The following is a 20,322-nucleotide window of genomic DNA, read 5'->3' on the forward strand; positions in this document are numbered from 1 at the left end:
TATAGAGATCTTTATTTATTTTTCAGGCCAAATTTTTGCATCTGGCTCTAATAACCACTTATGCTCTTCTTCCATAATACGGTCTGTCCACGGATTATTGTCGAGATGGCGAATCATCCAGCAGAAGTACATCGCATAGCCGGGAGCCGTTGCTTGAGGATGATCCAATTCACCAGGAATTGTAATAAAACTATTATCAACTACACGATACGCATCTTCTCCAACCATTGCGCAGCCAAATCCTTGTGGCTTGTCAAAACGATAGTAATACACTTCGGGCTGGTCATGATGATGAGGCGGATAACTCGACCATCTTCCTGGATAAGAAATAACTTCTCCAATAACAAGGTTAGAGTAAGGAGCGTTATTGTAGTCAAAAATTGTTCGGATTACACGCTGAGCAGTACCTTCCCATACTCCTTCACCAGCCACTGTGTTTTGACAATCTTCGGGCGTGTATAATTTTGATGAAAATTCTTTTTCATTATCCGTTTTTTGAACTAGTACTTCACTATCGGCAAGCCCGGTAATTTTGACCTCCACATTTTTTGAAACGTGCAAACACCAAGGCTCTTCTTCAAATAGGGACTGGCGCTGAAGTTCTTTCGAATGGCCTTCCCACTCCAGCTTTACCTTTCCTTCTAGTAAAAGAATAGCCGTTTCACTGCTGCTGTCTAGTAAAGTTTCCTGTTTTCCTTGGGACATTTTATAAATCCCAATATCCATCAGCATATCTTTGTGCTGACCGGTCATTTCTGTAAGTACGTTGTATCCTTTATTTAATTCACCTAATTTACCTAACATCCTTGAATTCCTCCTTTATGTAGTAGCGCGATAAGAATTTACTAATTACTCATTTTTCTTCATAGACTCTCTAAATTCTTTTAAATATGTGACTATGAGGATTTTTTATTAACGGCAATATTCTTGATTGTGTTCAATTATTTATAGATGCTGTGGCTTCCCTTTGTAACGGAGCCGTTGATTTCCGAACAATCAATTTTGGCTCAAGAAGCAAATGTTCTTTATGCATCGCTGGATATTTCATTTCTCTAACCAGCAAATCCACTACGTTTACGGCCATTTCTTTTGTCGGCTGTGCTACTGTCGTCAACATGGGCGTAATGGTAGTAGAAAGAACCGTATTATCAAAGCCAATCACTGATAAGTCTTGCGGTACATCAATTTTGAATTCTTTTGCAGCTTGGATAACTCCGATAGCCAGTAAATCGTTACAAGCAAAAATAGCCGTCACTTTCTCCTTCATTGAAAAAATTTGCTTAGCACTTTCATATCCTTTTTGAATACTTGCTTCGGTCGTAATAACGTGCTGAGGCGGCACGATGATTCCATTTTCTTGCATAGCGTCTCGAAAAGCATCTAAACGGGCGTGATTGCTTTTTGCATTTTCTGTAATAATCGCAATTTTTTTATGATGCAAAGACAGCAAATAATCAGTCGCTAAATAGCTCCCTTTGTAGTCATCCACTGTCACTGTATTAACGGATATGTGAGGAATTTCTGAAGCAATAACGCTAATCGGTATATCTTGCTTAAGCATATTTTTTAAAAGATTAGCATTGCGAAAAGCAGAAGCTACAATTAAACCGTCGATTTTCTGACGTATTAACAGCGATAGATACTTTTTCTCTTTTTCCGCATCGTTATCGGTATTGCACATTACAACATGGAAACCTCGCTCATGACTCCGGTCTTCTATGCTTCTTGCCAAATCGGCAAAAAAAGGGTTGGAGATGTCAGGTACGAGAAGCCCAATCGTTTTAGTGGGTTTTCCTGTTAAAGCAGATGCTACGACGCTTGGATGGTAATTCAACTGCGCCATAACCTCAATTACTCTTTGTCTTGTTCTTTCACTAATATGACCGGTTTGATTGATGACTTTTGATACCGTAGAAATTGATACACCTGCTTCTTCAGCCACACTATAAATGGTTGGCTTCATTTCCTCTCCTCCTTTCCTTTCATAAACACATAAAAGGCGTAAAATCTTTTACAATGGAAATTAAAGACCGCTTTTTTCTTTAATAAAGTTTCTTGCTTTTAACGCATATTCAAAAGGATTAGCAAGGGCTGGATCCTGTTCTGCTTCTACGACAAACCATCCGTTATAATCCGAAGTGGCAAGCGTAGTGAATACTTCATCAAATTCAATAGCTCCGTCACCTGGAACAGTAAAGGCTCCTTCTTTTACCGCTTGCAAGAAACTTAGGTCTTGTTCTTTGACTCGATCAACTACTTCTTGACGAATATCCTTTAAATGAACATGCTTAATACGGTGCAGATATTTTTTTAAGATATAAAGAGGTTCTTCTCCTGAAAAGACAAGATGACCGGTATCAAATAGCAGAGAAACAAGCTCCGGATTAGTAAGCCCCATTAGCTGATCAATTTCTTCTGTTGTTTGTACACCTGTTCCCATATGGTGATGATAGACAATATGCATATCTTTTTCTCGTGCCAGTTTCCCAAGATGGTGCAGGCCTTCTGCAAGTCTGCTCCACTCTGTTGGCGTGAACACAGGCTTTTCTTTAAATAAAGGAACATCCATCAGCCCCTGAATGCTGTGTCCTTGTTCAGACACAACAATTACTTTTGCTCCCATTTCGTATAAAAAATCGCGATGTTCAATAAATGGCGTTACCGTTTCTTCCAGCGGCTTTGTTGTTAAAAATGTACTGAACCACGCACTTGCAATTTCCAAATTCCGAAGCGATAATGCCTTTTTTAAGATTGAAACATTTCGCGGATATTTGTTTCCGACCTCACTTCCTCTAAAACCGGTTAAAGCCATCTCACTGATACACTGTTCGAATGTATTTTCAGCTCCCAGCTCAGGCATATCATCATTTGTCCAAGCAATTGGAGCAATCCCCAGTTTGACCGTATTTTCCTTGAACATCTCTTCCTCTCCCTTATATGAAATTAAAACCTTTTTATATTTATCGAATGTTTCTCTTCAACAACCTCATTTTCTCCTGCTCCTTAATAAACTCTTGCCATTTCAAGGTTTTTCACTTTATCTTCATAAGCTTCCTGTACATGCTGATTTTTAGATACCTCTGCTACTCCTACATGCCACCATGATTCATAACCGTTCGTCATAGTTTTTGGCAGCACTTTAATATCAATTAGCGTAGAAATCTCTTGTTTTTGTGCATCTTCTATCGCCGTTTTTAATTCTTCAAGAGAACTTACGCGATACGTTTTTACACCGTAGCCTGCGGCGCTGGCTGCAAAATCAATTTTCATCACGTTTCCGTTTAGTTTTCCTGTTTCATCGTTTCGATAACGAAACTCTGTGCCAAAGCTCCCCATACCGTTTGACATTTGAAGATTATTAATGCACCCGAAGCCTGAGTTATCAAACAGTAAAATGTTTATCTTTTTTCTTTCTTGAAGGCTTGTAATAAGCTCTGAATGAAGCATTTGATAGCTTCCATCTCCAACCATCGCATACACTTCCTTAGCTGGTTCTGCCAGCTTAACTCCAAGTGCGCCTGATACTTCATATCCCATACATGAATATCCATATTCCATATGATAGGTATTAGGTTTAATAGACTTCCACATTCTCTGTAAGTCGCCTGGAAGACTTCCTGCTGCACCAACAATGACGGAGTTGTCATCAAGGAGCTTATTCACCTCTCCAATTACTTCGGTTTGCGTTAATTGAGTACCAAGTGATTCTACATATTCAGCTAAGCTTTCATCTAAATGACCTTGTATTTCCGGAACAAAATCTGCACCAGTAAAACGTATGCTATGCAGACGCTCTAATTCTGTTTCCCATGCGTCTTTAGCATTTGCAATTTCTGTTGTATAACCAGACTGATAGCCAATTGATTTTAGCTCTTTCATAAGAGCAAGCAACCCTTCTTTTGCATCAGCTACAAGTTTCACAGCATCAAGTTTATTTGCATGAAATTCAGACGTGTTAATGGTAAGAAATTGCACGTTGGGATGTTGAAAAAGCTGTTTAGATGCTGTTGTAAAATCAGTAAATCGAGTGCCTACTCCAATTACTAAATCTGCTGCTTTAGCGATTGTATTAGCAGCTGAGTTCCCTGTTACACCTATTCCGCCTAGATTATAGCGATAGTCACTTTCAACGGCACTTTTCCCTGCTTGAGTTTCTCCAAATGGAATATGGAACTCACTAGCAAATTGCTTTAACTCTTTTGCAGCTTCTGAATACCGAACGCCTCCTCCGCAAATGATGATTGGCTTTTTCTTTGTTTTCATTAATTGAATTGCATCTGCTAGACTGTCCCTAGTCGGAAGGCGGCGCTCAATGCGGTGAACGCGCTTTTGGAAGAAATAAGCTGGAAAATCCCATGCTTCTCCCTGCACATCTTGAGGCAAACAAATAGTTACAGCTCCCGTATCTGCAGGATTCGTTAACACACGTATCGCATTAATCATAGCTGTCATCAATTGTTCAGGGCGGCTTACGCGATCCCAGTACTTACTCACTGGTCGAAAAGCATCGTTTGTAGAAATAGATAAATCATATGACTGTTCAATTTGCTGCAAAACGGGATCCGGCTGTCTAGTTGCAAATATATCACCAGGAAGCAGCAAAATTGGAATATTATTAGCTGAAGCAGTGGCTGCCGTTGTAACCATATTTGCTGAACCTGGCCCCACTGAAGATGTGCAAGCCATAATTTGCTTTCGATGTTTTTGTTTTGCAAAAGCCATCGCTGCATTGGCCATTCCTTGTTCATTACGTCCCTGATATACATCTAGATTTCCTGGATCTTCTTCCAAAGCTTGCCCAAGACCTACCACATTTCCGTGCCCGAAAATTGTAAAAATCCCTTTAATAAACTGATGCTGCTTTCCATCAAATTCAACATACTGCTGATTTAAAAACTTCACTAATGCTTGTGCCGTCGTCATTCTAACTGTTTCCATGCTTCTTTCTCCCTTCTAGTACTAGATTGTGATTTTAAAAAAGGAAGCATAAGGAATATCTTTAATTCCTGATACTTCCTTTTAAAATAAGATGCGATTTTTAATGAATTACTTACCAGCGCGTTGTTACCATTTTCTTTCTTGTATAAAACTCCACGCCGTCCGTACCGTTTGCATGAAGATCACCATAAAAAGAATCTTTCCAGCCAGAGAATGGGAAGAATGCCATAGGTGCCGGTACCCCTACATTTACTCCTAACATACCAGATTCAATATTTTCACGGAACTCACGTACACTTGCGCCGCTATCTGTATAAATACAAGCACCGTTTGCAAATCGAGAGTTATTAGCTACTTCAATAGCTTCTTCTAATGTTTTCACACGTACAATGGACAGCACAGGTGCAAAAATTTCATCTTCCCAAATTTTCATTTCTTGCGTAACATGATCAAAAATCGTTGGTCCGACAAAGTAGCCATTGCCATTTACTGCTGCATCTGTGCGACCGTCACGAATAAGCTTTGCTCCTTCTTGCACGCCTGATTCAATATAGCTGAGCGTACGCTCTTTATGATTTTCACGAATAACTGGTCCTAAGAAGACATTTTCTTCTAAGCCGTCGCCAATTACAATATCATTTGCTTCCTCTACTAATCTTTCAATTAGCTGATCCGCAATTTCTTCTTGTACAGTAACAACAGATGCTGCCATACAACGTTCACCTGCTGAACCAAAAGCGGCTCCGATAATTTGTTTTGTTGCTACGTTCAAATCTGCATCCTTTAATACAATTGAATGGTTTTTAGCACCGGCTAAAGCTTGAACACGCTTTAAGTTTTCCGTACCTTTTTTGTACACGTACTCAGCTACAGGCTGGGAACCTACAAACGAAATAGCTTTCACTAACTTATGTTCAAGAAGACCGTTTACCACATCATGCGCGCCGTTTACAATGTTTAATACACCTTTTGGCAAACCAGCTTCTTCAAATAATTCTACTAATCTTGCAGCTAAAAGCGGCGTACGCTCAGAAGGCTTTAACACAAATGTATTGCCGCAAGCGATTGCAAGCGGGAACATCCAGCAAGGAACCATCATTGGGAAATTAAACGGCGTAATTCCCCCAATTACACCAATTGGGTAGCGGTACATGCCAGACTCAATGTCTGTTGCAATATCAGGAAGCTGTTTCCCCATCATTAACGTAGGAGCACCCGCCGCAAATTCTACACATTCAATACCACGCTGCACTTCGCCTCGCGCTTCGTTAAAGCTTTTTCCGTTTTCAACCGTCACTAACTTTGCTAATTCATCCCAGTTATCTACTAATAGCTGCTGATACTTGAATAAAATTCGTGCACGTTTAGGCACAGCTGTTTTTGCCCACCCTTTGAACGCTTCATTTGCTGCTTGCACCGCTTGATCTACGTCTTCTTTTGTAGAAAGAGGTACCTGTGCGATTAATTCACCTGTCGCTGGGTTATACACAGGTTCCGTTTTTGATGTAGCTGATTCAATCCATTGTCCACCAATATAGTTTTTTACTGTTTTTACTGCTGTCTGTGTCATAGAATATCTCTCCCTTTATCTAATTTTAATAAGCTGCTATTCCTTTAATCTCTCAAGCAATCTCTCAAGATTTTCCCTTTGTTTATTAAGCTTCCTGCAAAACTTCCGTTGCTGTCTCCATAAAGTTGAAGAGCTCACCGCTTGTCGGCATAGCATCTGAACAGCTGTGTTTTGAAATGACAATCGAAGCGGAGGCCCCCCCCAATCGCATTGCCTGTGGAATTTCCAGCCCTTGCATCAATCCGTAAATAAAGGCTGAAGCATAGGAATCACCAGCGCCAAACGTTTTCAGAACTTTTGTTTTAAATATTCCTCCGCGGTGAGACTTACCATCTCTTGTATAGGCAATAGACCCTTCTCCACCGTGCTTAATCACGACGATTTGAGCATGGTGAGAAAACCAGCGCTCTGCTGTTACTTGATCATTAGATTCTTTATAATTTAAAAGTTTTTCCATCATGTCAAACTCTTCTCGCGTACCAATAATTACATCTGATTTTTCAGCGGCTAAATTAAAATAGACTGCCGTTTCAGCTTCCGATTCCCATGTATATGGACGATAGTCGATATCAAAAAACACTACAACTTCATGCTTGCGTGCGTGTTCTAGTGCTAAAAACACTGCTTCACGAGAAGGACTTTGCGCAAGAGCCGTTCCAGATATTAAAAGTGCCTTTGACTGTTTGATATATTCTTCGGATACTTCTGTAGGACTTAGCTTTAAATCCGCTACGTTATCACGATACATTAAGATGCTGCAATCTGTAGGGCTCTTGATTTCTGTAAAAGCAAGCCCCGTTACGGCCCCCGTTTTATCAACAACAATGCTATCTGTATTAATCTTATTTTTTTGCAGATAATCCGTAATGAAGCGTCCCATTTGATCATCTGATACTTTTCCGATAAAACCGGTTTTTAAGCCTAGCCTTGCTGCTCCAATCGCAATATTAGCCGGAGAGCCCCCTACATATTTAGTAAATGTTTTAGTCTCTTCCATTGGACGCTGTGTTTCATTTGCATTTAAATCAATACATAAGCGGCCAATAGCGATAAAATCTAAATCACGATTTTCTTTAAAAACAAGCGGATTCATCTTTACTCCTCCTTAGTTAAGCGCTTTCCTAAAAGGGTAGAAAGACCAATTTCTTTCATCCCCACGTTTACCGTCATTAATTCACTGCGTATTTTTTATGTTCAATCTTTACTGGCTGCCCGGATAGTAAAGATTCTTTTGCTGCTTTAGCAATTCGTTCGGCTTGTAATCCATCGTTCCCTGTACAAATAACGCTTTGTTTTTCCATAATTGCTCTTGCAAACTGTGTCACTTCCGCTATGTACGCTTGTGTATAGCGCTCAAGAAAGAAATACAGCGGTTTCTCTTTGACTACACTTTCGCCTGTTGATATTTCTACTGTAGTAGGACGACAATTGTCAGCAGCAGCTGCACCTTTTTCACCAAAAACTTCAAGGCGCTGATCGTAACCGTAGACAGCTTGACGACTGTTATCGATTACACCTAAAGCTCCATTTGCAAATTTTAATGACACAATTGCCGTATCTATATCCCCTGCTTCTTCAATAGCAGGATCGATAAGCGTCGTGCCGTAAGCCGATACTTCAATTACTTCACTGTCCATTACATAACGAGCCATATCAAAATCATGAATCATCATATCCATGAACAATCCTCCTGAAGCGCGAACGTATTCCGGACTTGGAGGCTGAGGATCTCTGGAGGTGATTTTTAAAATGTGCGGCTGTCCTACTTCTCCTTGCTGTACAAGATCATGCACTTTTTTAAAGTTGGGATCAAAGCGTCGGTTAAAGCCAACTTGAAGCTGCACTCCATGTTCTTTTACTACTTCTAACGCTTGGATTGTTTCTTCTACTGAAAAACTAACGGGCTTTTCACAGAAAATATGCTTTTTCGCTCGAGCTGCTTCTTTAATAATCGATGCGTGCGTATTCGTTGGCGAACAAATGAAAACGGCATCAATTTCTGGATCAGCTAATAAATCTTGATAATTTGTTGTTAACGTCGAAATTTCTTTACTTGCAGCCCATTCATGTAAATGATCTACTACCACATCTGAAACCGCTTTAATTTTTATTTGCGGCATTAATTTTAAATTATCAACGTGTAATTTCCCTATGCGTCCAGCACCAATTATTCCAATTGTAAGAATCCCCATCTTATTTTCCCCTTTAATTAAAAGTTAAGAAAACATTCGCTCAAACCTCTATATAGGTTAAGCGCTTTCCTGATTCCAATTATACATAACGTTTTCTGAAATGCAAACATTTTTTATAGATTATTTAGAATATTTGTTTTTTAACAATCTGAATGCATACTATAAAAAACTATTTTTATTTTTTATCTATTTATCGATGAAACATAAAGAAATTCTCTATATTTAAGTATTTTTATCATGAATTCATTGATTATTGCCTTACGTACTAATATTTTTATGATTAAAATCATTTAATTGAAAATTATATATATTTAAAATTTTAATTGACGTTCAAAAAATGTAAGCGTATACTTTTTATCAAATAGATTAAGCGCTTAACCAAATTAGTTTGATGTTTTACACAAAATAATCGATCTGGTGGTGTGGAAAATGAATGAATTTATTTCCAGAAAAACGGCTTTAGACAGGATTGGGATCCCTTCTCATTTAACGTGGGGATACATAGGTATTATTGTTTTTATGATTGGCGATGGTTTAGAACAAGGATGGTTATCTCCTTATCTTGTAGAACAAGGTTTAACCATTGAACATGCTGCTTTACTGTTTACTGTTTACGGCATTACGGTCTCTGTTTCTTCCTGGTTCTCCGGCGTACTGGTTCAGCTGTGGGGTCCTAGAAAAGCAATGGCATTCGGCTTGATATCCTTTATTATTGGTTCAATTGGATTTATAGGTTTAGGACTTCATATTATGAATTACACAATTATACTAATTTGTTATGCCCTTAGAGGATTTGGTTACCCTTTATTTGCTTACTCGTTCTTGGTCTGGGTGTCTTACCGCACGCCCCAGGAAATGCTTTCAAAAGCAGTAGGCTGGTTTTGGTTTGTCTTCCAGCTTGGATTAAGCGTAATTGGAGCCTTTTACTCAAGTTATATGGTTCCAAAAATTGGCGAAATCGCTACCTTGTGGAGTGGTTTACTTTTTGTTTTGATCGGTGGAATCTTTTCGATTATTATGAATAAAGACAAGTTTACCGTACAAAAAGTAAACGATAATAAAACAAAAGAATTAATGAAAGGGATTACAATTGCATTTGAGAACCCTAAAGTAGGGATTGGCGGCATCGTAAAGATTATTAACTCTGCTGCTCAATTTGGATTTGTTGTTTTCTTGCCAACATATATGATGAAACATGATTTTACGATGAGTGAATGGTTGCAAATCTGGGGTACATTGTTTTTTGTGAATATGGCTTTTAATATTATTTTTGGTATTGTTGGAGATAAGTTTGGCTGGGTAAATACAATCAAGTGGTTTGGCGGAGTTGGATGCGGAATTGTAACACTTGCTCTCTACTATGTACCGCAATTCGTCGGACATAATTATTGGGTAATGATGATTGTCGCATGCTGTTACGGTGCAACACTAGCAGGTTATGTCCCTCTTACAGCGTTAGTGCCTTCTTTAGCTCCGGAGAATAAAGGAGCTGCAATGTCTGTGTTGAACTTAGGATCTGGACTTTCTGCTTTTGTAGGTCCTTTAATTGTGACCGTTTTTATTGGTCTTTTGGGCACGGGCGGCGTAATTTGGATTTTTGCTTGCTTATACTTCTTTGGTGCTTTTCTAACTGGGTTCCTTACGATTCCAACAGAGACAACTATTAAAGGCGAAACAATAAACGAAGTCAAAAGTCCGGTCTCTCTATAAATATGCTTAAGCAGAAAAAGCTGCAGGTGTCTCAACACCTGCAGCTTTTTTACCTTCTCTATTTTATAACTTTTTTACCGACGCACGTTCTACTAGTTCGGGAATAATCGTTACGCGCTGTTTCGCATGCTCTTCTTTTTTCATAGACTTCAACAGCTGTTCAAACGTACTAGTAGCCATCTGAGAAATGGGTTGTTCAATCGTTGTCAAACCGGGCTCAGCAATATCGGCATAAATCGTATTATCGAATCCAATTACCGACAGATCTCCCGGGATCGAAAGCCCCTGCTTTCTTGCCTCGTTTATGAGCGATACCCCGATTAGATCTGTACATGCAAAGACTGCTGTTGGCCTATTAGGCAAGGAAAGCAGCTGTTTACTTGCTCTCCTGCTATCTTCTACTGTTGAATAACAGCTGATAATGGACTGGTTTTCTAGTGATAAATTTGCTTCTGTGAGCGCTTGTTTAAATCCCGCTAATCGCCCCTCACTGCTTTTTCTATCTTTTTCAGTCATAATCGTTACCGATTGATGACCTTTTTCTATTAAATACGTACCTGCGATATATCCTCCGCGAACGTTATCAATTGTCACCACATGCGTTGAGATAGAAGGATGGTCAACTGAAAACAATACAAGCGGTACATCATGCTTCACGATCTTCTTTACGAGCTTCGTATCATTTAGTTCGGTTGCGATAATGATTCCATCTACTTGTTTTTTAAATAAAAGATCTATATATTCATGCTCGCGCGCAGTTTGATGATCTGTACTGCATAAAAAAAGCGTGTATCCCGCTGCTCTAGCACTATTCTCAAAAGCTCTTGCTACCTCTGCAAAAAAAGGATTCGAGATATCAGGAACTAGAACACCGATCGTGTACGTCTTTTTTCCTGTTAACGCCGCTGCCACACTGCTAGGCTGATAATCTAATTCCATCATTACTTCATTCACTTTTTTTATCGTTTTTTCACTAATACGGCCTGTTTGATTGATTACTTTGGATACAGTGGCTATCGATACCCCTGCTTTTTTCGCAACATCGTAAATGGTTGGTTTCACTTTCACTGTTCCTTTCTTCGTGATCTCTTCCTTTATTTTATCACGAAAGTATTCAATCGTTTATTTTAGATACAGTCTTTCGTTTTAAAAGAGAAATAAAAAAGCTGTTCAACGTTCAACAGCTTTTTTAAAAATGATTACTTTTTCAACGATTGTTTACTCATCCATTCCATTATGCTTGTTGTGCTTCCGTTTATTTTAGCTTTGGGTTCATTATTATACAGATATATCCAAGATGAATGTCCATTATACTGATAGGGCGAACCATCATTATTTTTATACAAGCCTGTGGTGTCATGTACATCCTCAAATAGTGATAAATAAACATTATTTGCATGGCTTTTCACCAAACGTTCATAAGTTGGCAGAGTGTTAATTGTTGGCGGAAGGACCGTATCATTCTTAGCCGCTACGAACCAAATAGGCGTTTCTTTCATCTTGTCAATATCTTGATTCGTAATTAATCTATCATTTAGTCCTTCACATACTGGAAATGCTGCTGCAAAGTAGTTGGGATAATCACGAATCATGAGCATAGTCATATATCCGCCGTTAGATGCTCCTCCGATATAGATTCTATTGGGATCAATATCAGGGTTTTTAGAAACATATTCTTGAATTAATGCCATCAGTGATTCTTTATAAATAGAAGTTCCATCCGCTTCACCGATATAACCATCCATCCATTTTGTTGGCGCTTGCGGTACTAAAACGTAGGCACCTTCAAAATAAGCCTGAGTTTCTTTTGTGATAAAACTAACAGCTTTATTGGCAGATAAGGGAATTGTTGCATCTGTTCCTCCTTCTCCTCCACCATGTAGCCAAATGATTAATGGATTCTTTTTCTTATCCTTTGCCGGAGCATGACTTGCGTATGCTAATTCTATATTATGATATATACCTTTTTTAATTGTAAAATCATCTACTAGTTCTTTTTTCTCTCCCGCAAACTGTTTCACTACAAGCCCTGACAATTTTCCTTTATTTGTTATCATGTCTTTTTGCTGAGTAATGGTGTATTGACTGTCTATCCATGAATTTAACCCTGTACCATATTCATCATAATTTAGTGGTGCTCCTAATGAAACAGCTGGTCCAATTTCCATTTCTAAAACTGCATATTTTCCAGTGTGTACGGCTGGTTGTCCATCTTTATCGGATACATAGGCTTTTTTTACTGTACGATCTCCTTGTTCCAATAAAGACGGTTTTAATCGACTATCACTTCGAGCCACATGCACCTTAAACGTTTCTTTTGTAAGTGAATTGGTTGGAACAGGTTCACCTAAGTCAATAATAATTTTTGTGATCGCCGCTCCCCAGTCATAAATCTCTGTCACTGTACGATAGGATGTAGCTTTTTCGTGCGTCTGCTTCGCCAGCGCTGCTTTCTCATAAGAGAGTACAATGCCAATTGCTAAACTCAATGTAATAGCCAATAGTACAGACTTTTTTAACCTTTGATACATGGCAAATCTCCTCCTTTTAAATAGAATAGGAATATTAAAATTTTCCTTCTATCTTAATCATTTTGTAATCGCTTACTTACTTGTGTTCTATTTTACTTGTCCCCTCTCTCTTTCTACACATAATTATTTTCCGTTACCTAGCGGAAACTTTTGGTTCTTTATTCCAGTAAGCATATTCTATAAGTCCCTGAAAAAATTTTTTTATTTTATGTATAAAAACTATCTATTAATCAAATCATAATCTTAACCTTATAAAAGGAGTTGATTATGATGGCAAACAGCAGAAATAAGAGCAGCAACGAATTAGCAGTACACGGTGCTCAACAAGCAATCGATCAAATGAAATATGAGATCGCTAGCGAATTTGGCGTAACTCTTGGTCCTGACACAACTGCACGCGCAAACGGCTCAGTAGGCGGCGAAATCACAAAACGTCTTGTGCAAATGGCTGAACAGCAACTTGGCGGCGGACGTTTCTAAATCACTATCATAAGCAATACGGCTGGAGGAAGAGCGAATGACCGTTCTTCCTTTTCCCATTTTTACATAATCTCTTATCGCGTTTCTTCTCCTCTATATGTATCTAAAACAAAACCTCTCCATAACGTTTACGTTCCATTATATAAGGTTCTCTTTCTCTCACAATAGATTGTTTATGATAAAACATAAAAAGAAGTCCCTTTTATAGGAACTTCTTTCATCTCACTCTATAAATGTGCAAGCTCTTTAGATATCTTTTCGGTCTTTGCTTTTAGCTGCTCTTGCTGACCTTCTAAGTCAGCAAGAACAGCTAACACTTCCGTATTCTCTGGTTCTTCTTCATACTGTTTTAACGTAGCAACAAGAGACTGTGAAACTTTGATGAGCTTCTGATTAACTTCTTGCTGCTGTTTTAAATAGTCAAGTTCATATTCCGTTTTTTCTAGATTTCTCATCGGTCCCCTTCCTTTCGTTAACTAGCTTTTATTTAAGAACGCAGTCTTTTATTATCGCATTTGGTTACTTCAACATTACCTTATTTTATTTTCGTGATTGCCGTATAACATTTTTTCATTCATTGGGTCAGCTGATTTTTCAGCAGGTGTCACTGCTTGTCCTAGAGCTGAATTGTGTTTATCATGCTCAACTGCGTCTACCATCAGCAAAACTTTTCCTTTTTTAAGATCAGATACATATGAGGAAGCTTCTGCAGCAGGTACACCATATTCGGTTAATTGATTTTCGATTCGATTAACATCTTGATCCATTTTTTCTTCAGACGGAGTAAAAGCATTTTTTATTTTCTCCATAAAGGATTGATGGTGTTTTGAGTGTTGATCTGTATCAACTGTTTGCACATCAATTCCTGCAGAATGCTCAATCGCTTCTGTATTTTCATGACGCAGGCCACTGTTTGTCAAAACAGAAAGTGCACTGTCCGGATATCCCTGTGTTTTTAAATTTCGAATCGCTGTAATAACGGCTGCCTCTGAATCATACGTACCTACTACATTTTTTGTCATTTTCTATTCCTCCTAGGTATTATCATTTTTTAGCTTGTTATAGTATTAATACCCTTGGATTTTTTGGTAAAACTTTTTAACTTTATCTCTAGCTCTCCTTACAAGGAGAAACCAATAAAACAACAGACCTGAATCTAAAAATTCAAGTCTGTTTCATGATATCAATGATTTGTATTACAAAATTGGTGACAGTAAGCGAGATACCGCTTCTTTAAATTTTATAAGAAGAGAGCGCTCTTTATATCGTTCGAGCGTTAATTTTGAACTGCACTGCACATCTTCAAGAAACAGGTTCTGCAACTTTTTGGAAATAGGCTGGTCATATACAACTGCAGTCACTTCAAAATTAAGGCTGAAACTTCGTGGATCAATATTCGTCGTTCCTACAGAAGACACTTCATTATCTACTACAATCGTTTTAGCATGCAAAAAGCCTTTTTCATAGAGATAAATATGCGCACCATACGTCAGCAGCTCGCCTACGTGAGACCACGTAGCCCAATAAACAAAAGGATGATCGGGTTTGTTTGGAATCATAATATGAATCTCCACTCCAGATAATAAAGCAATTTTACAAGCATCCATAAAGCTTGCGTCTGGAATAAAGTAAGGCGTTTGAAGGTACACACTTTCTTTGGCCGACATAATCAATGAGATATACATGTTTTTCAGATGCTGAGTAGTCGAGTTTGGCCCGCTTGCTACAATTTGTACAGGAACCGTTCCAGAATGAGTTTCTGTACGATGCAAAAATTGTTCCAGTTCAATTGGCTGTTTTGTTGCTTGATGCCAATCTAAAATGAACCTCCCTTGAATATCGTTCACTGACTCTCCTTTAATGCGAAAATGAGTGTCTCTCCAATAACCCATTTTTGGATTTAACCCTAAATATTCATCTCCTACGTTAAATCCTCCTATGTATGCTACTTCACCATCAATAATACAAAGCTTTCGATGATTTCGATTGTTAATCCGAAAATTAATTAAGCGAAGAATTGAAGGGAAAAATGCCTGTGCTTCGCCGCCATATGAAATAAGCTCCTTAAAAAATGATGGCGTCATTTTTCTAGATCCTACTTCATCATAAAGAACACGAACCTTTATACCTTCTTTTGCTTTTTTTGTTAGCTCATCTCTTAATTTTTTGCCAAGATTATCTCGTTGAATAATATAATATTGAATATTAATTTCTTTTTTAGCATTTCGAATGTCCTCAAACAATGCATCAAATTTCTGATTACCATCACTAAAGATATCAATTTCATTGTCAGTGCGCACGAGTGACTTAGAAGAATTTAAATTAGTAAACAGCAGTTTATTATGTTGAATCAATAAATCATTTCGATATTCATGGGTAGCTTTAAGTTCTTTTAATTGTTCATCTACTGAAGATCTTAAATATTCCCGCTCATCAGATGATAACTTATAAAAGTTCTTCTGTTTTAGCTGTCTTCCAAAGAATAGATATACAATAAAGCCGACAATCGGTATAAAAAATAAAATAAGAAGCCACGCCCATGTAGATCCTATATCTCTTCGTTCGATGAAAATAAGAATACCGGCTAATAAAACATTAATAGCTGTTACAACAGATACACTTAGTGTAAAGATATGGGCAAATTCCATCCTATTACTCCTTTCTTTCTACTGCATTGCCTTATTAACTCATTTCCGTTTTTAACGCTTTCGTTCACTTTACTATACATAACACAGATCGCTTCCTTTTTCATCTTTAGTATCCAAATTTTATTGTTTTTTTATTTTTTGCTATATTAAAAGTGTAAAATATTTCTTATTATTGTGTATTAAAAACACGGGGGGAAATAATTTGTTTTTTTCTTTTATTTTTCTTAGCCTCATCAATGTATTTATCAGTATTAGCCTGGGGTATACGGCTTATCAATTGTTTAGAAAAGCATTTATTGGAGGTATTCTTACGTGTATCCTTGCTTGCAGTGCTCCTATCATGTTTGTATGGCCTTCCCTGTTTCTATCAACGGGCATATCACTTTTTCTCTACTTTCTCATTATTTACTCAAAAAAGCACATATCATCTAATATATAAATAAAAAACACGAAAATCTAAGATTTCCGTGTTTTTTATCTACAAGCTGTATACGTAATAATCCTGCACGTGATATGAATTGAAACCGCATGTTTCGTAGAGTTGCAAAGCGCGTTTGTTTTTTGCTTCAACCTCAAGAAATATATCATATCCTAGCCGAAGCTGCTTTAAAACAACTTGTTTTAAAGCAGCTTTTCCTATTCCCAATTTTTGATAAGAAGGTAAAATACCAAATCCATAAATCCATGCTTCGCTTTTATCATACGATACCCTTAACTTTCCAACCGCTTGACTATTGTACTCTACGATAAAATGATTTTGCTGTTCTTCCGTTTTCGTTTGTTCATAATAAGCAGCTGCTTCTGTTAAAGACATACCAAAGCATTCCACATCAACTTGCATTTCCATTTTCATATCGGTATCTGATTGGGAAGAGCGAAGTGTAACAAAGGGATTATCATCTTCCAATTCTTTTTTTGTCCACTTCATTTGATATTCTGAAAAAGTAAATGAACATGGAATTTGCTTTAAGAACTTCCTGCCTGAAACCGAATCGCCAGGAGCATTTAATAAAATCTCTGTATACCCACGCTTCTTACATATATGTAAAGCTTGAGAAAACAGCTTTGAAAAAATCCTTTTTCGGCGATAGCTAGGAGCGACCATTCCGCATATTTCTACTGTATTCCCAAACCCATAAAGACCAATAAACCCAACAAGCTGATTATCTTCATAATGAAAAAAATCGTTAACTTCATTTTGTTTTCGACTTCGTAACATATCAAAATTCAGCTTCAGCTCTATTTGCTCTTCTTGTTCGCAAATAGACTGTAGCTTTTGTATATCTTCTAACACATGTTGTTCTAACATAAAACGCCCCCTGCATTCTTCTTTTTATTATAAGTTCGGCTTTATTTAACTTTTTCCTTTCATCTTTAGCGCAATAGTCGAATAATTATAGGGTAAAAGCAAGATCAAAAAGCATATAGAGTAATCAAACTAAATAGGCGGGGTGCTTATGAAAAAGACCATTTTAATAAGTTTTATTGCACTAGTTGCTTTAACCATTATTTATTGCCTGCAGAAAGAATTTATTTTCGCTTTAGCTTTGTGGAGCATTTATGGAACAGTATTATCTGTTTTTGTATATTTTTCTTTTTACAAATCAACGGAAGATCGCGAGGAGGAGTAACAATAAAACTATTAAAAGGTCGGTGAAATAAACTTTTTTACAGACCTTTTATAAATTTACAACTGGGATATATGTTGGTAACAACTTAGAAACAAGTAACCCTTATTCTTAGTGTTATAGAAAAGTTATTACCTATTTCACTAAGGAGTTGGATATTTGTATGAAGACAATTACAAAATCTATATCAGTTTTAGCATTAGCAGCGGGCTTTACTTTTTCATCTCTATCTGGAACACTGCCATTCACTCACGAGCAAACAGCAAGTGCAGCAGAAAAAATAAACGCACCGTTTAACGTATATGAAGTGACCGCAAACGTACTCAATATACGTTCAAAACCTAGCACTCAGGGAAAGATTCTTGATACATTAAGAAAAAAAGATCAAATTGAAGTAGTCAAGTTTGTAAATGCAGACTGGGCTGCCATTAAAATAATTGGCGGTACCGGATATATCAGTACTTCCTATTTAATGAAAGTCCCTACTACTGTTCATACAGCTGCTAACCTTAATTTACGCACAGGGCCTAGCACAAGCAACAAAGTTGTAACAACTATTCCTAAAGGAAAAAGCGTCAGTTTCTTAGCTTGGGGCTACTCCAAAGATAACAAGCTTTCATTTGATTGGGCTTTTGTAGAATACAACGGCTTTAAAGGATATGTAAGCACTTCGTACTTACAGTTACCTACTTATAGATAAAAACAGATAACTCCCTTGAATTATTTCAAGGGAGTTTATTTATGGACACCTTATTAATAGTGCCCTGCCCATGAAGCACCGATGATAATTAGTAAAATAAATAGCACAACGATTAGCGCAAAGCTACTTCCGTGACCTACTCCGTACCCATAACCATAACCTCCGTAAAAACTCATTTTCTTTCACCTCCCTTTTTTGTAGAATATGTGAAGGGAAATGAAAACGAACATGAGTATTCTTTATCACAAAATTCATTATAATTTATAAACGTTAACTCTTTTACTAGTAAGGCATAGGATATAGCATCCCGTGGTTCATCTCTACATCTTTCCCTCATTCCACCTTTTAAAGTAAGGATATATTTCAGCAATACAAAAAAAGAAGAGTTTATATCACTCTTCTTTTTTATTGAACCGGATTATCAACTTGCATGTAGTCGTTATAATATTCTTCTAACGTAATTCCTTTCTTAGACACTTTAGAGGCGAGTTCTTTTCCGACAAATCGTATATGCCACGGCTCATATTTATAACCTGTAATCTGCTGCTTTCCTTCTGGATAGCGAACAATGTATCCGTATTTATATGAATTTGCTTCAATCCATTTGGCTTCTGGAGTATCTTTAAAACAATCTTGAGCTGCACACTTACCGGTGCTGCTTGATACATCTATACTTAAACCAGTCTGATGTTCACTGCTGCCTGGGTGAGCGCTGTAATGATTAGCTGCCGCTTCTCCATCTTGTTTTATATACGCTTGATAAAGAGATTCTTGACGGCTTTGAGAACGATAGGCAGAAACACCGGCTAAGTAAATTCCTTCTCGTTCAGCAGCTGAAAACATCCTTTCTAATGCTTTTGCTGCTTCTGTACGCATTTGGCGCTTTTCAATTTTTTCTTTAAATATAAACCGAACGTCCGGGTATACAAGGTCAGTGGGTTCATAGTGATCAGGAAGAAGATTTTGCTTGTTTACTAACACAGCAATGGATTCTGGGTTCCCTACAGTTTCTATACTATTCTGCTTCTGTTTAGAAGAAGATAAAGGATTATGATCAGACGTATTCAAATGATCATCGTGCTGAAATAATCCCTGATAGCCTAGATACGAGAATCCTGCGATAACACCCAGCACTATTAGTAAAGCCATTTTTTTATAAAGTTTCATATTTCTATACTCCTGACATATTTTCAGCTTTTTAGGACACTCAAACATTGTATATAAATCAAGAAATAATTACTAATATAACAAACTAATTCCTACTATAAATTTTAGTATGCCCGGACCTAATTTTTTCAAACGTTCATTTTAAGCATAAAAAAAGAGATGTCTCCTAAAAGACATCTCTCTTTACTTCTATTCTATAAGACTAGTATTAGTCGATAACTGTAATTTTAACTGATCTTCTGCCCCAGTCTTGTGCAGCACTATCTGAAGAAACGAATACATCAATTCGATTTCCTTTAATTGCGCCACCTGTATCTGCTGCTACAGCTTGACCATAACCTTCAACGTATACTTTTGAACCTAATGGAATAACGCTAGGATCAACCGCAATTACTCGTTGATTTGGATTTGATTTTAAATTTACTCCAGTAGCTGTTGTACCACTGCATCCAGCACAGTTAGCTGTATAAGCTGTTGCTTCAACAGTCATAGACTTACCGCTAGCTTGCTGTTGAGACTGCTGTTGCTGCTGTTGAGCTGCTTGTTGCTGTTGCTGAGCTGCTTGTTGCTGTTGCTGAGCTGCTTGTTGCTGTTGCTGAGCTGCTTGCTCTTGTGCTGCTGCTTGAGCTTGCTCTTGTTCTTTTTGTGCCTGCTCTTGTGCTGCCTGTGCTTGTGCTGCTGCTTGAGCTTGCTCTTGTTCTTTTTGTGCCTGCTCTTGTGCTGCCTGTGCTTGTGCTGCTGCTTGAGCTTGCTCTTGT

At 37.7% G+C, this 20,322-nt stretch carries 20 protein-coding genes; 4 read left to right on the forward strand and 16 right to left on the reverse strand.

The annotated features are described in order from the left end of the window. Window positions 1-15 precede the first annotated feature (15 nt). The 7 genes from ACFX4E_RS24035 to iolG form a co-directional block, all read right to left on the reverse strand. Window positions 16-804, reverse strand: a complete 789-nt coding sequence (locus ACFX4E_RS24035; protein ID WP_028410221.1) for a 5-deoxy-glucuronate isomerase — start codon at window positions 802-804, stop codon at window positions 16-18. A 133-nt stretch (window positions 805-937) separates the two neighbouring features. Then, on the reverse strand, window positions 938-1,963 hold the full coding sequence (locus tag ACFX4E_RS24040) for a LacI family DNA-binding transcriptional regulator (RefSeq protein WP_028410220.1): 1,026 nt from the start codon (window positions 1,961-1,963) through the stop codon (window positions 938-940). 60 nt (window positions 1,964-2,023) lie between these two features. Further along, window positions 2,024-2,920, reverse strand: coding sequence for a myo-inosose-2 dehydratase (iolE, locus tag ACFX4E_RS24045; protein WP_028410219.1), 897 nt, complete (start codon window positions 2,918-2,920; stop codon window positions 2,024-2,026). A gap of 83 nt (window positions 2,921-3,003) precedes the next feature. Further along, entirely contained in the window at window positions 3,004-4,938 is a 1,935-nt protein-coding gene (iolD, locus tag ACFX4E_RS24050) for a 3D-(3,5/4)-trihydroxycyclohexane-1,2-dione acylhydrolase (decyclizing) (protein WP_098332058.1), read from the reverse strand. Window positions 4,939-5,050: 112 nt separating this feature from the next. Beyond that, window positions 5,051-6,508, reverse strand: coding sequence for a CoA-acylating methylmalonate-semialdehyde dehydrogenase (locus ACFX4E_RS24055; protein ID WP_028410217.1), 1,458 nt, complete (start codon window positions 6,506-6,508; stop codon window positions 5,051-5,053). An 85-nt stretch (window positions 6,509-6,593) separates the two neighbouring features. Further along, window positions 6,594-7,601, reverse strand: coding sequence for a 5-dehydro-2-deoxygluconokinase (iolC, locus tag ACFX4E_RS24060; RefSeq protein ID WP_098334671.1), 1,008 nt, complete (start codon window positions 7,599-7,601; stop codon window positions 6,594-6,596). A 76-nt stretch (window positions 7,602-7,677) separates the two neighbouring features. Next, on the reverse strand, window positions 7,678-8,700 hold the full coding sequence (gene iolG / locus ACFX4E_RS24065) for an inositol 2-dehydrogenase (RefSeq protein WP_050691411.1): 1,023 nt from the start codon (window positions 8,698-8,700) through the stop codon (window positions 7,678-7,680). A gap of 429 nt (window positions 8,701-9,129) precedes the next feature. Here iolG and ACFX4E_RS24070 point away from each other — a divergent pair, with 429 nt between their 5' ends. Next, entirely contained in the window at window positions 9,130-10,410 is a 1,281-nt protein-coding gene (locus ACFX4E_RS24070) for an MFS transporter (protein ID WP_098579375.1), read from the forward strand. Window positions 10,411-10,473: 63 nt separating this feature from the next. On the opposite strand, the gene ACFX4E_RS24075 is transcribed toward ACFX4E_RS24070, so the two are convergent. Then, window positions 10,474-11,472: a LacI family DNA-binding transcriptional regulator gene (locus ACFX4E_RS24075; RefSeq protein ID WP_013055218.1), complete on the reverse strand. Its 999-nt coding sequence runs from the start codon at window positions 11,470-11,472 to the stop codon at window positions 10,474-10,476. A gap of 137 nt (window positions 11,473-11,609) precedes the next feature. Then, window positions 11,610-12,941, reverse strand: a complete 1,332-nt coding sequence (locus ACFX4E_RS24080; RefSeq protein ID WP_377259207.1) for a prolyl oligopeptidase family serine peptidase — start codon at window positions 12,939-12,941, stop codon at window positions 11,610-11,612. Window positions 12,942-13,211: 270 nt separating this feature from the next. On the opposite strand from ACFX4E_RS24080, the gene ACFX4E_RS24085 reads away from it, so the two are divergent. Continuing rightward, a complete protein-coding gene (locus ACFX4E_RS24085) occupies window positions 13,212-13,421 on the forward strand; it encodes an alpha/beta-type small acid-soluble spore protein (protein WP_016762907.1) in 210 nt (69 codons plus the stop codon). Between the two features lie 227 nt (window positions 13,422-13,648). On the opposite strand, the gene ACFX4E_RS24090 is transcribed toward ACFX4E_RS24085, so the two are convergent. The 4 genes from ACFX4E_RS24090 to ACFX4E_RS24105 form a co-directional block, all read right to left on the reverse strand. Continuing rightward, on the reverse strand, window positions 13,649-13,876 hold the full coding sequence (locus ACFX4E_RS24090) for a hypothetical protein (RefSeq protein WP_028410211.1): 228 nt from the start codon (window positions 13,874-13,876) through the stop codon (window positions 13,649-13,651). A gap of 75 nt (window positions 13,877-13,951) precedes the next feature. Then, window positions 13,952-14,443: a YflT domain-containing protein gene (locus ACFX4E_RS24095; protein WP_028410210.1), complete on the reverse strand. Its 492-nt coding sequence runs from the start codon at window positions 14,441-14,443 to the stop codon at window positions 13,952-13,954. Window positions 14,444-14,617: 174 nt separating this feature from the next. Next, window positions 14,618-16,069 (reverse strand): cardiolipin synthase, encoded by a 1,452-nt coding sequence (gene cls, locus ACFX4E_RS24100; protein WP_377238658.1) that lies wholly within the window; start codon window positions 16,067-16,069, stop codon window positions 14,618-14,620. A 478-nt stretch (window positions 16,070-16,547) separates the two neighbouring features. Further along, window positions 16,548-17,378, reverse strand: a complete 831-nt coding sequence (locus ACFX4E_RS24105; protein ID WP_098433043.1) for a GNAT family N-acetyltransferase — start codon at window positions 17,376-17,378, stop codon at window positions 16,548-16,550. A 148-nt stretch (window positions 17,379-17,526) separates the two neighbouring features. Between ACFX4E_RS24105 and ACFX4E_RS24110 the strand changes: the two genes are divergently transcribed. Both ACFX4E_RS24110 and ACFX4E_RS24115 read left to right on the forward strand, forming a co-directional pair. Then, complete coding sequence (locus tag ACFX4E_RS24110) at window positions 17,527-17,700, forward strand: hypothetical protein (RefSeq protein WP_013081589.1); 174 nt, start codon at window positions 17,527-17,529, stop codon at window positions 17,698-17,700. 160 nt (window positions 17,701-17,860) lie between these two features. Beyond that, window positions 17,861-18,397, forward strand: coding sequence for an SH3 domain-containing protein (locus ACFX4E_RS24115; protein ID WP_377238659.1), 537 nt, complete (start codon window positions 17,861-17,863; stop codon window positions 18,395-18,397). A gap of 53 nt (window positions 18,398-18,450) precedes the next feature. Here the strand turns inward: ACFX4E_RS24115 and ACFX4E_RS24120 are convergent, their stop codons facing one another. The 3 genes from ACFX4E_RS24120 to ACFX4E_RS24130 all read right to left on the reverse strand — a co-directional run. Then, a complete protein-coding gene (locus ACFX4E_RS24120) occupies window positions 18,451-18,573 on the reverse strand; it encodes a YjcZ family sporulation protein (protein WP_081085221.1) in 123 nt (40 codons plus the stop codon). Between the two features lie 229 nt (window positions 18,574-18,802). Next, window positions 18,803-19,564 (reverse strand): M15 family metallopeptidase, encoded by a 762-nt coding sequence (locus ACFX4E_RS24125; RefSeq protein WP_028410206.1) that lies wholly within the window; start codon window positions 19,562-19,564, stop codon window positions 18,803-18,805. A 208-nt stretch (window positions 19,565-19,772) separates the two neighbouring features. Continuing rightward, the coding region (locus ACFX4E_RS24130) for a 3D domain-containing protein (protein WP_377579906.1) at window positions 19,773-20,322 on the reverse strand (550 nt) is incomplete at its 5' end.

The sequence above is a fragment of the Priestia sp. YIM B13491 genome (assembly GCF_042787605.1).
GTDB classification, from domain to species: domain Bacteria; phylum Bacillota; class Bacilli; order Bacillales; family Bacillaceae_H; genus Priestia; species Priestia megaterium_E.

Coding starts and splice junctions, on each gene's coding strand:
- iolE (WP_028410219.1), bottom strand. CDS start 2,920: ATGTTCAAGGAAAATACGGTCAAACTGGGGATTGCTCCAATTGCTTGG.
- ACFX4E_RS24110 (WP_013081589.1), top strand. CDS start 17,527: ATGAAAAAGACCATTTTAATAAGTTTTATTGCACTAGTTGCTTTAACC.
- ACFX4E_RS24055 (WP_028410217.1), bottom strand. CDS start 6,508: ATGACACAGACAGCAGTAAAAACAGTAAAAAACTATATTGGTGGACAA.
- ACFX4E_RS24085 (WP_016762907.1), top strand. CDS start 13,212: ATGGCAAACAGCAGAAATAAGAGCAGCAACGAATTAGCAGTACACGGT.
- ACFX4E_RS24080 (WP_377259207.1), bottom strand. CDS start 12,941: ATGTATCAAAGGTTAAAAAAGTCTGTACTATTGGCTATTACATTGAGT.
- ACFX4E_RS24070 (WP_098579375.1), top strand. CDS start 9,130: ATGAATGAATTTATTTCCAGAAAAACGGCTTTAGACAGGATTGGGATC.
- ACFX4E_RS24095 (WP_028410210.1), bottom strand. CDS start 14,443: ATGACAAAAAATGTAGTAGGTACGTATGATTCAGAGGCAGCCGTTATT.
- ACFX4E_RS24115 (WP_377238659.1), top strand. CDS start 17,861: ATGAAGACAATTACAAAATCTATATCAGTTTTAGCATTAGCAGCGGGC.
- iolD (WP_098332058.1), bottom strand. CDS start 4,938: ATGGAAACAGTTAGAATGACGACGGCACAAGCATTAGTGAAGTTTTTA.
- ACFX4E_RS24040 (WP_028410220.1), bottom strand. CDS start 1,963: ATGAAGCCAACCATTTATAGTGTGGCTGAAGAAGCAGGTGTATCAATT.
- ACFX4E_RS24120 (WP_081085221.1), bottom strand. CDS start 18,573: ATGAGTTTTTACGGAGGTTATGGTTATGGGTACGGAGTAGGTCACGGA.
- ACFX4E_RS24125 (WP_028410206.1), bottom strand. CDS start 19,564: ATGAAACTTTATAAAAAAATGGCTTTACTAATAGTGCTGGGTGTTATC.
- ACFX4E_RS24090 (WP_028410211.1), bottom strand. CDS start 13,876: ATGAGAAATCTAGAAAAAACGGAATATGAACTTGACTATTTAAAACAG.
- cls (WP_377238658.1), bottom strand. CDS start 16,069: ATGGAATTTGCCCATATCTTTACACTAAGTGTATCTGTTGTAACAGCT.
- iolC (WP_098334671.1), bottom strand. CDS start 7,601: ATGAATCCGCTTGTTTTTAAAGAAAATCGTGATTTAGATTTTATCGCT.
- ACFX4E_RS24035 (WP_028410221.1), bottom strand. CDS start 804: ATGTTAGGTAAATTAGGTGAATTAAATAAAGGATACAACGTACTTACA.
- iolG (WP_050691411.1), bottom strand. CDS start 8,700: ATGGGGATTCTTACAATTGGAATAATTGGTGCTGGACGCATAGGGAAA.
- ACFX4E_RS24105 (WP_098433043.1), bottom strand. CDS start 17,378: ATGTTAGAACAACATGTGTTAGAAGATATACAAAAGCTACAGTCTATT.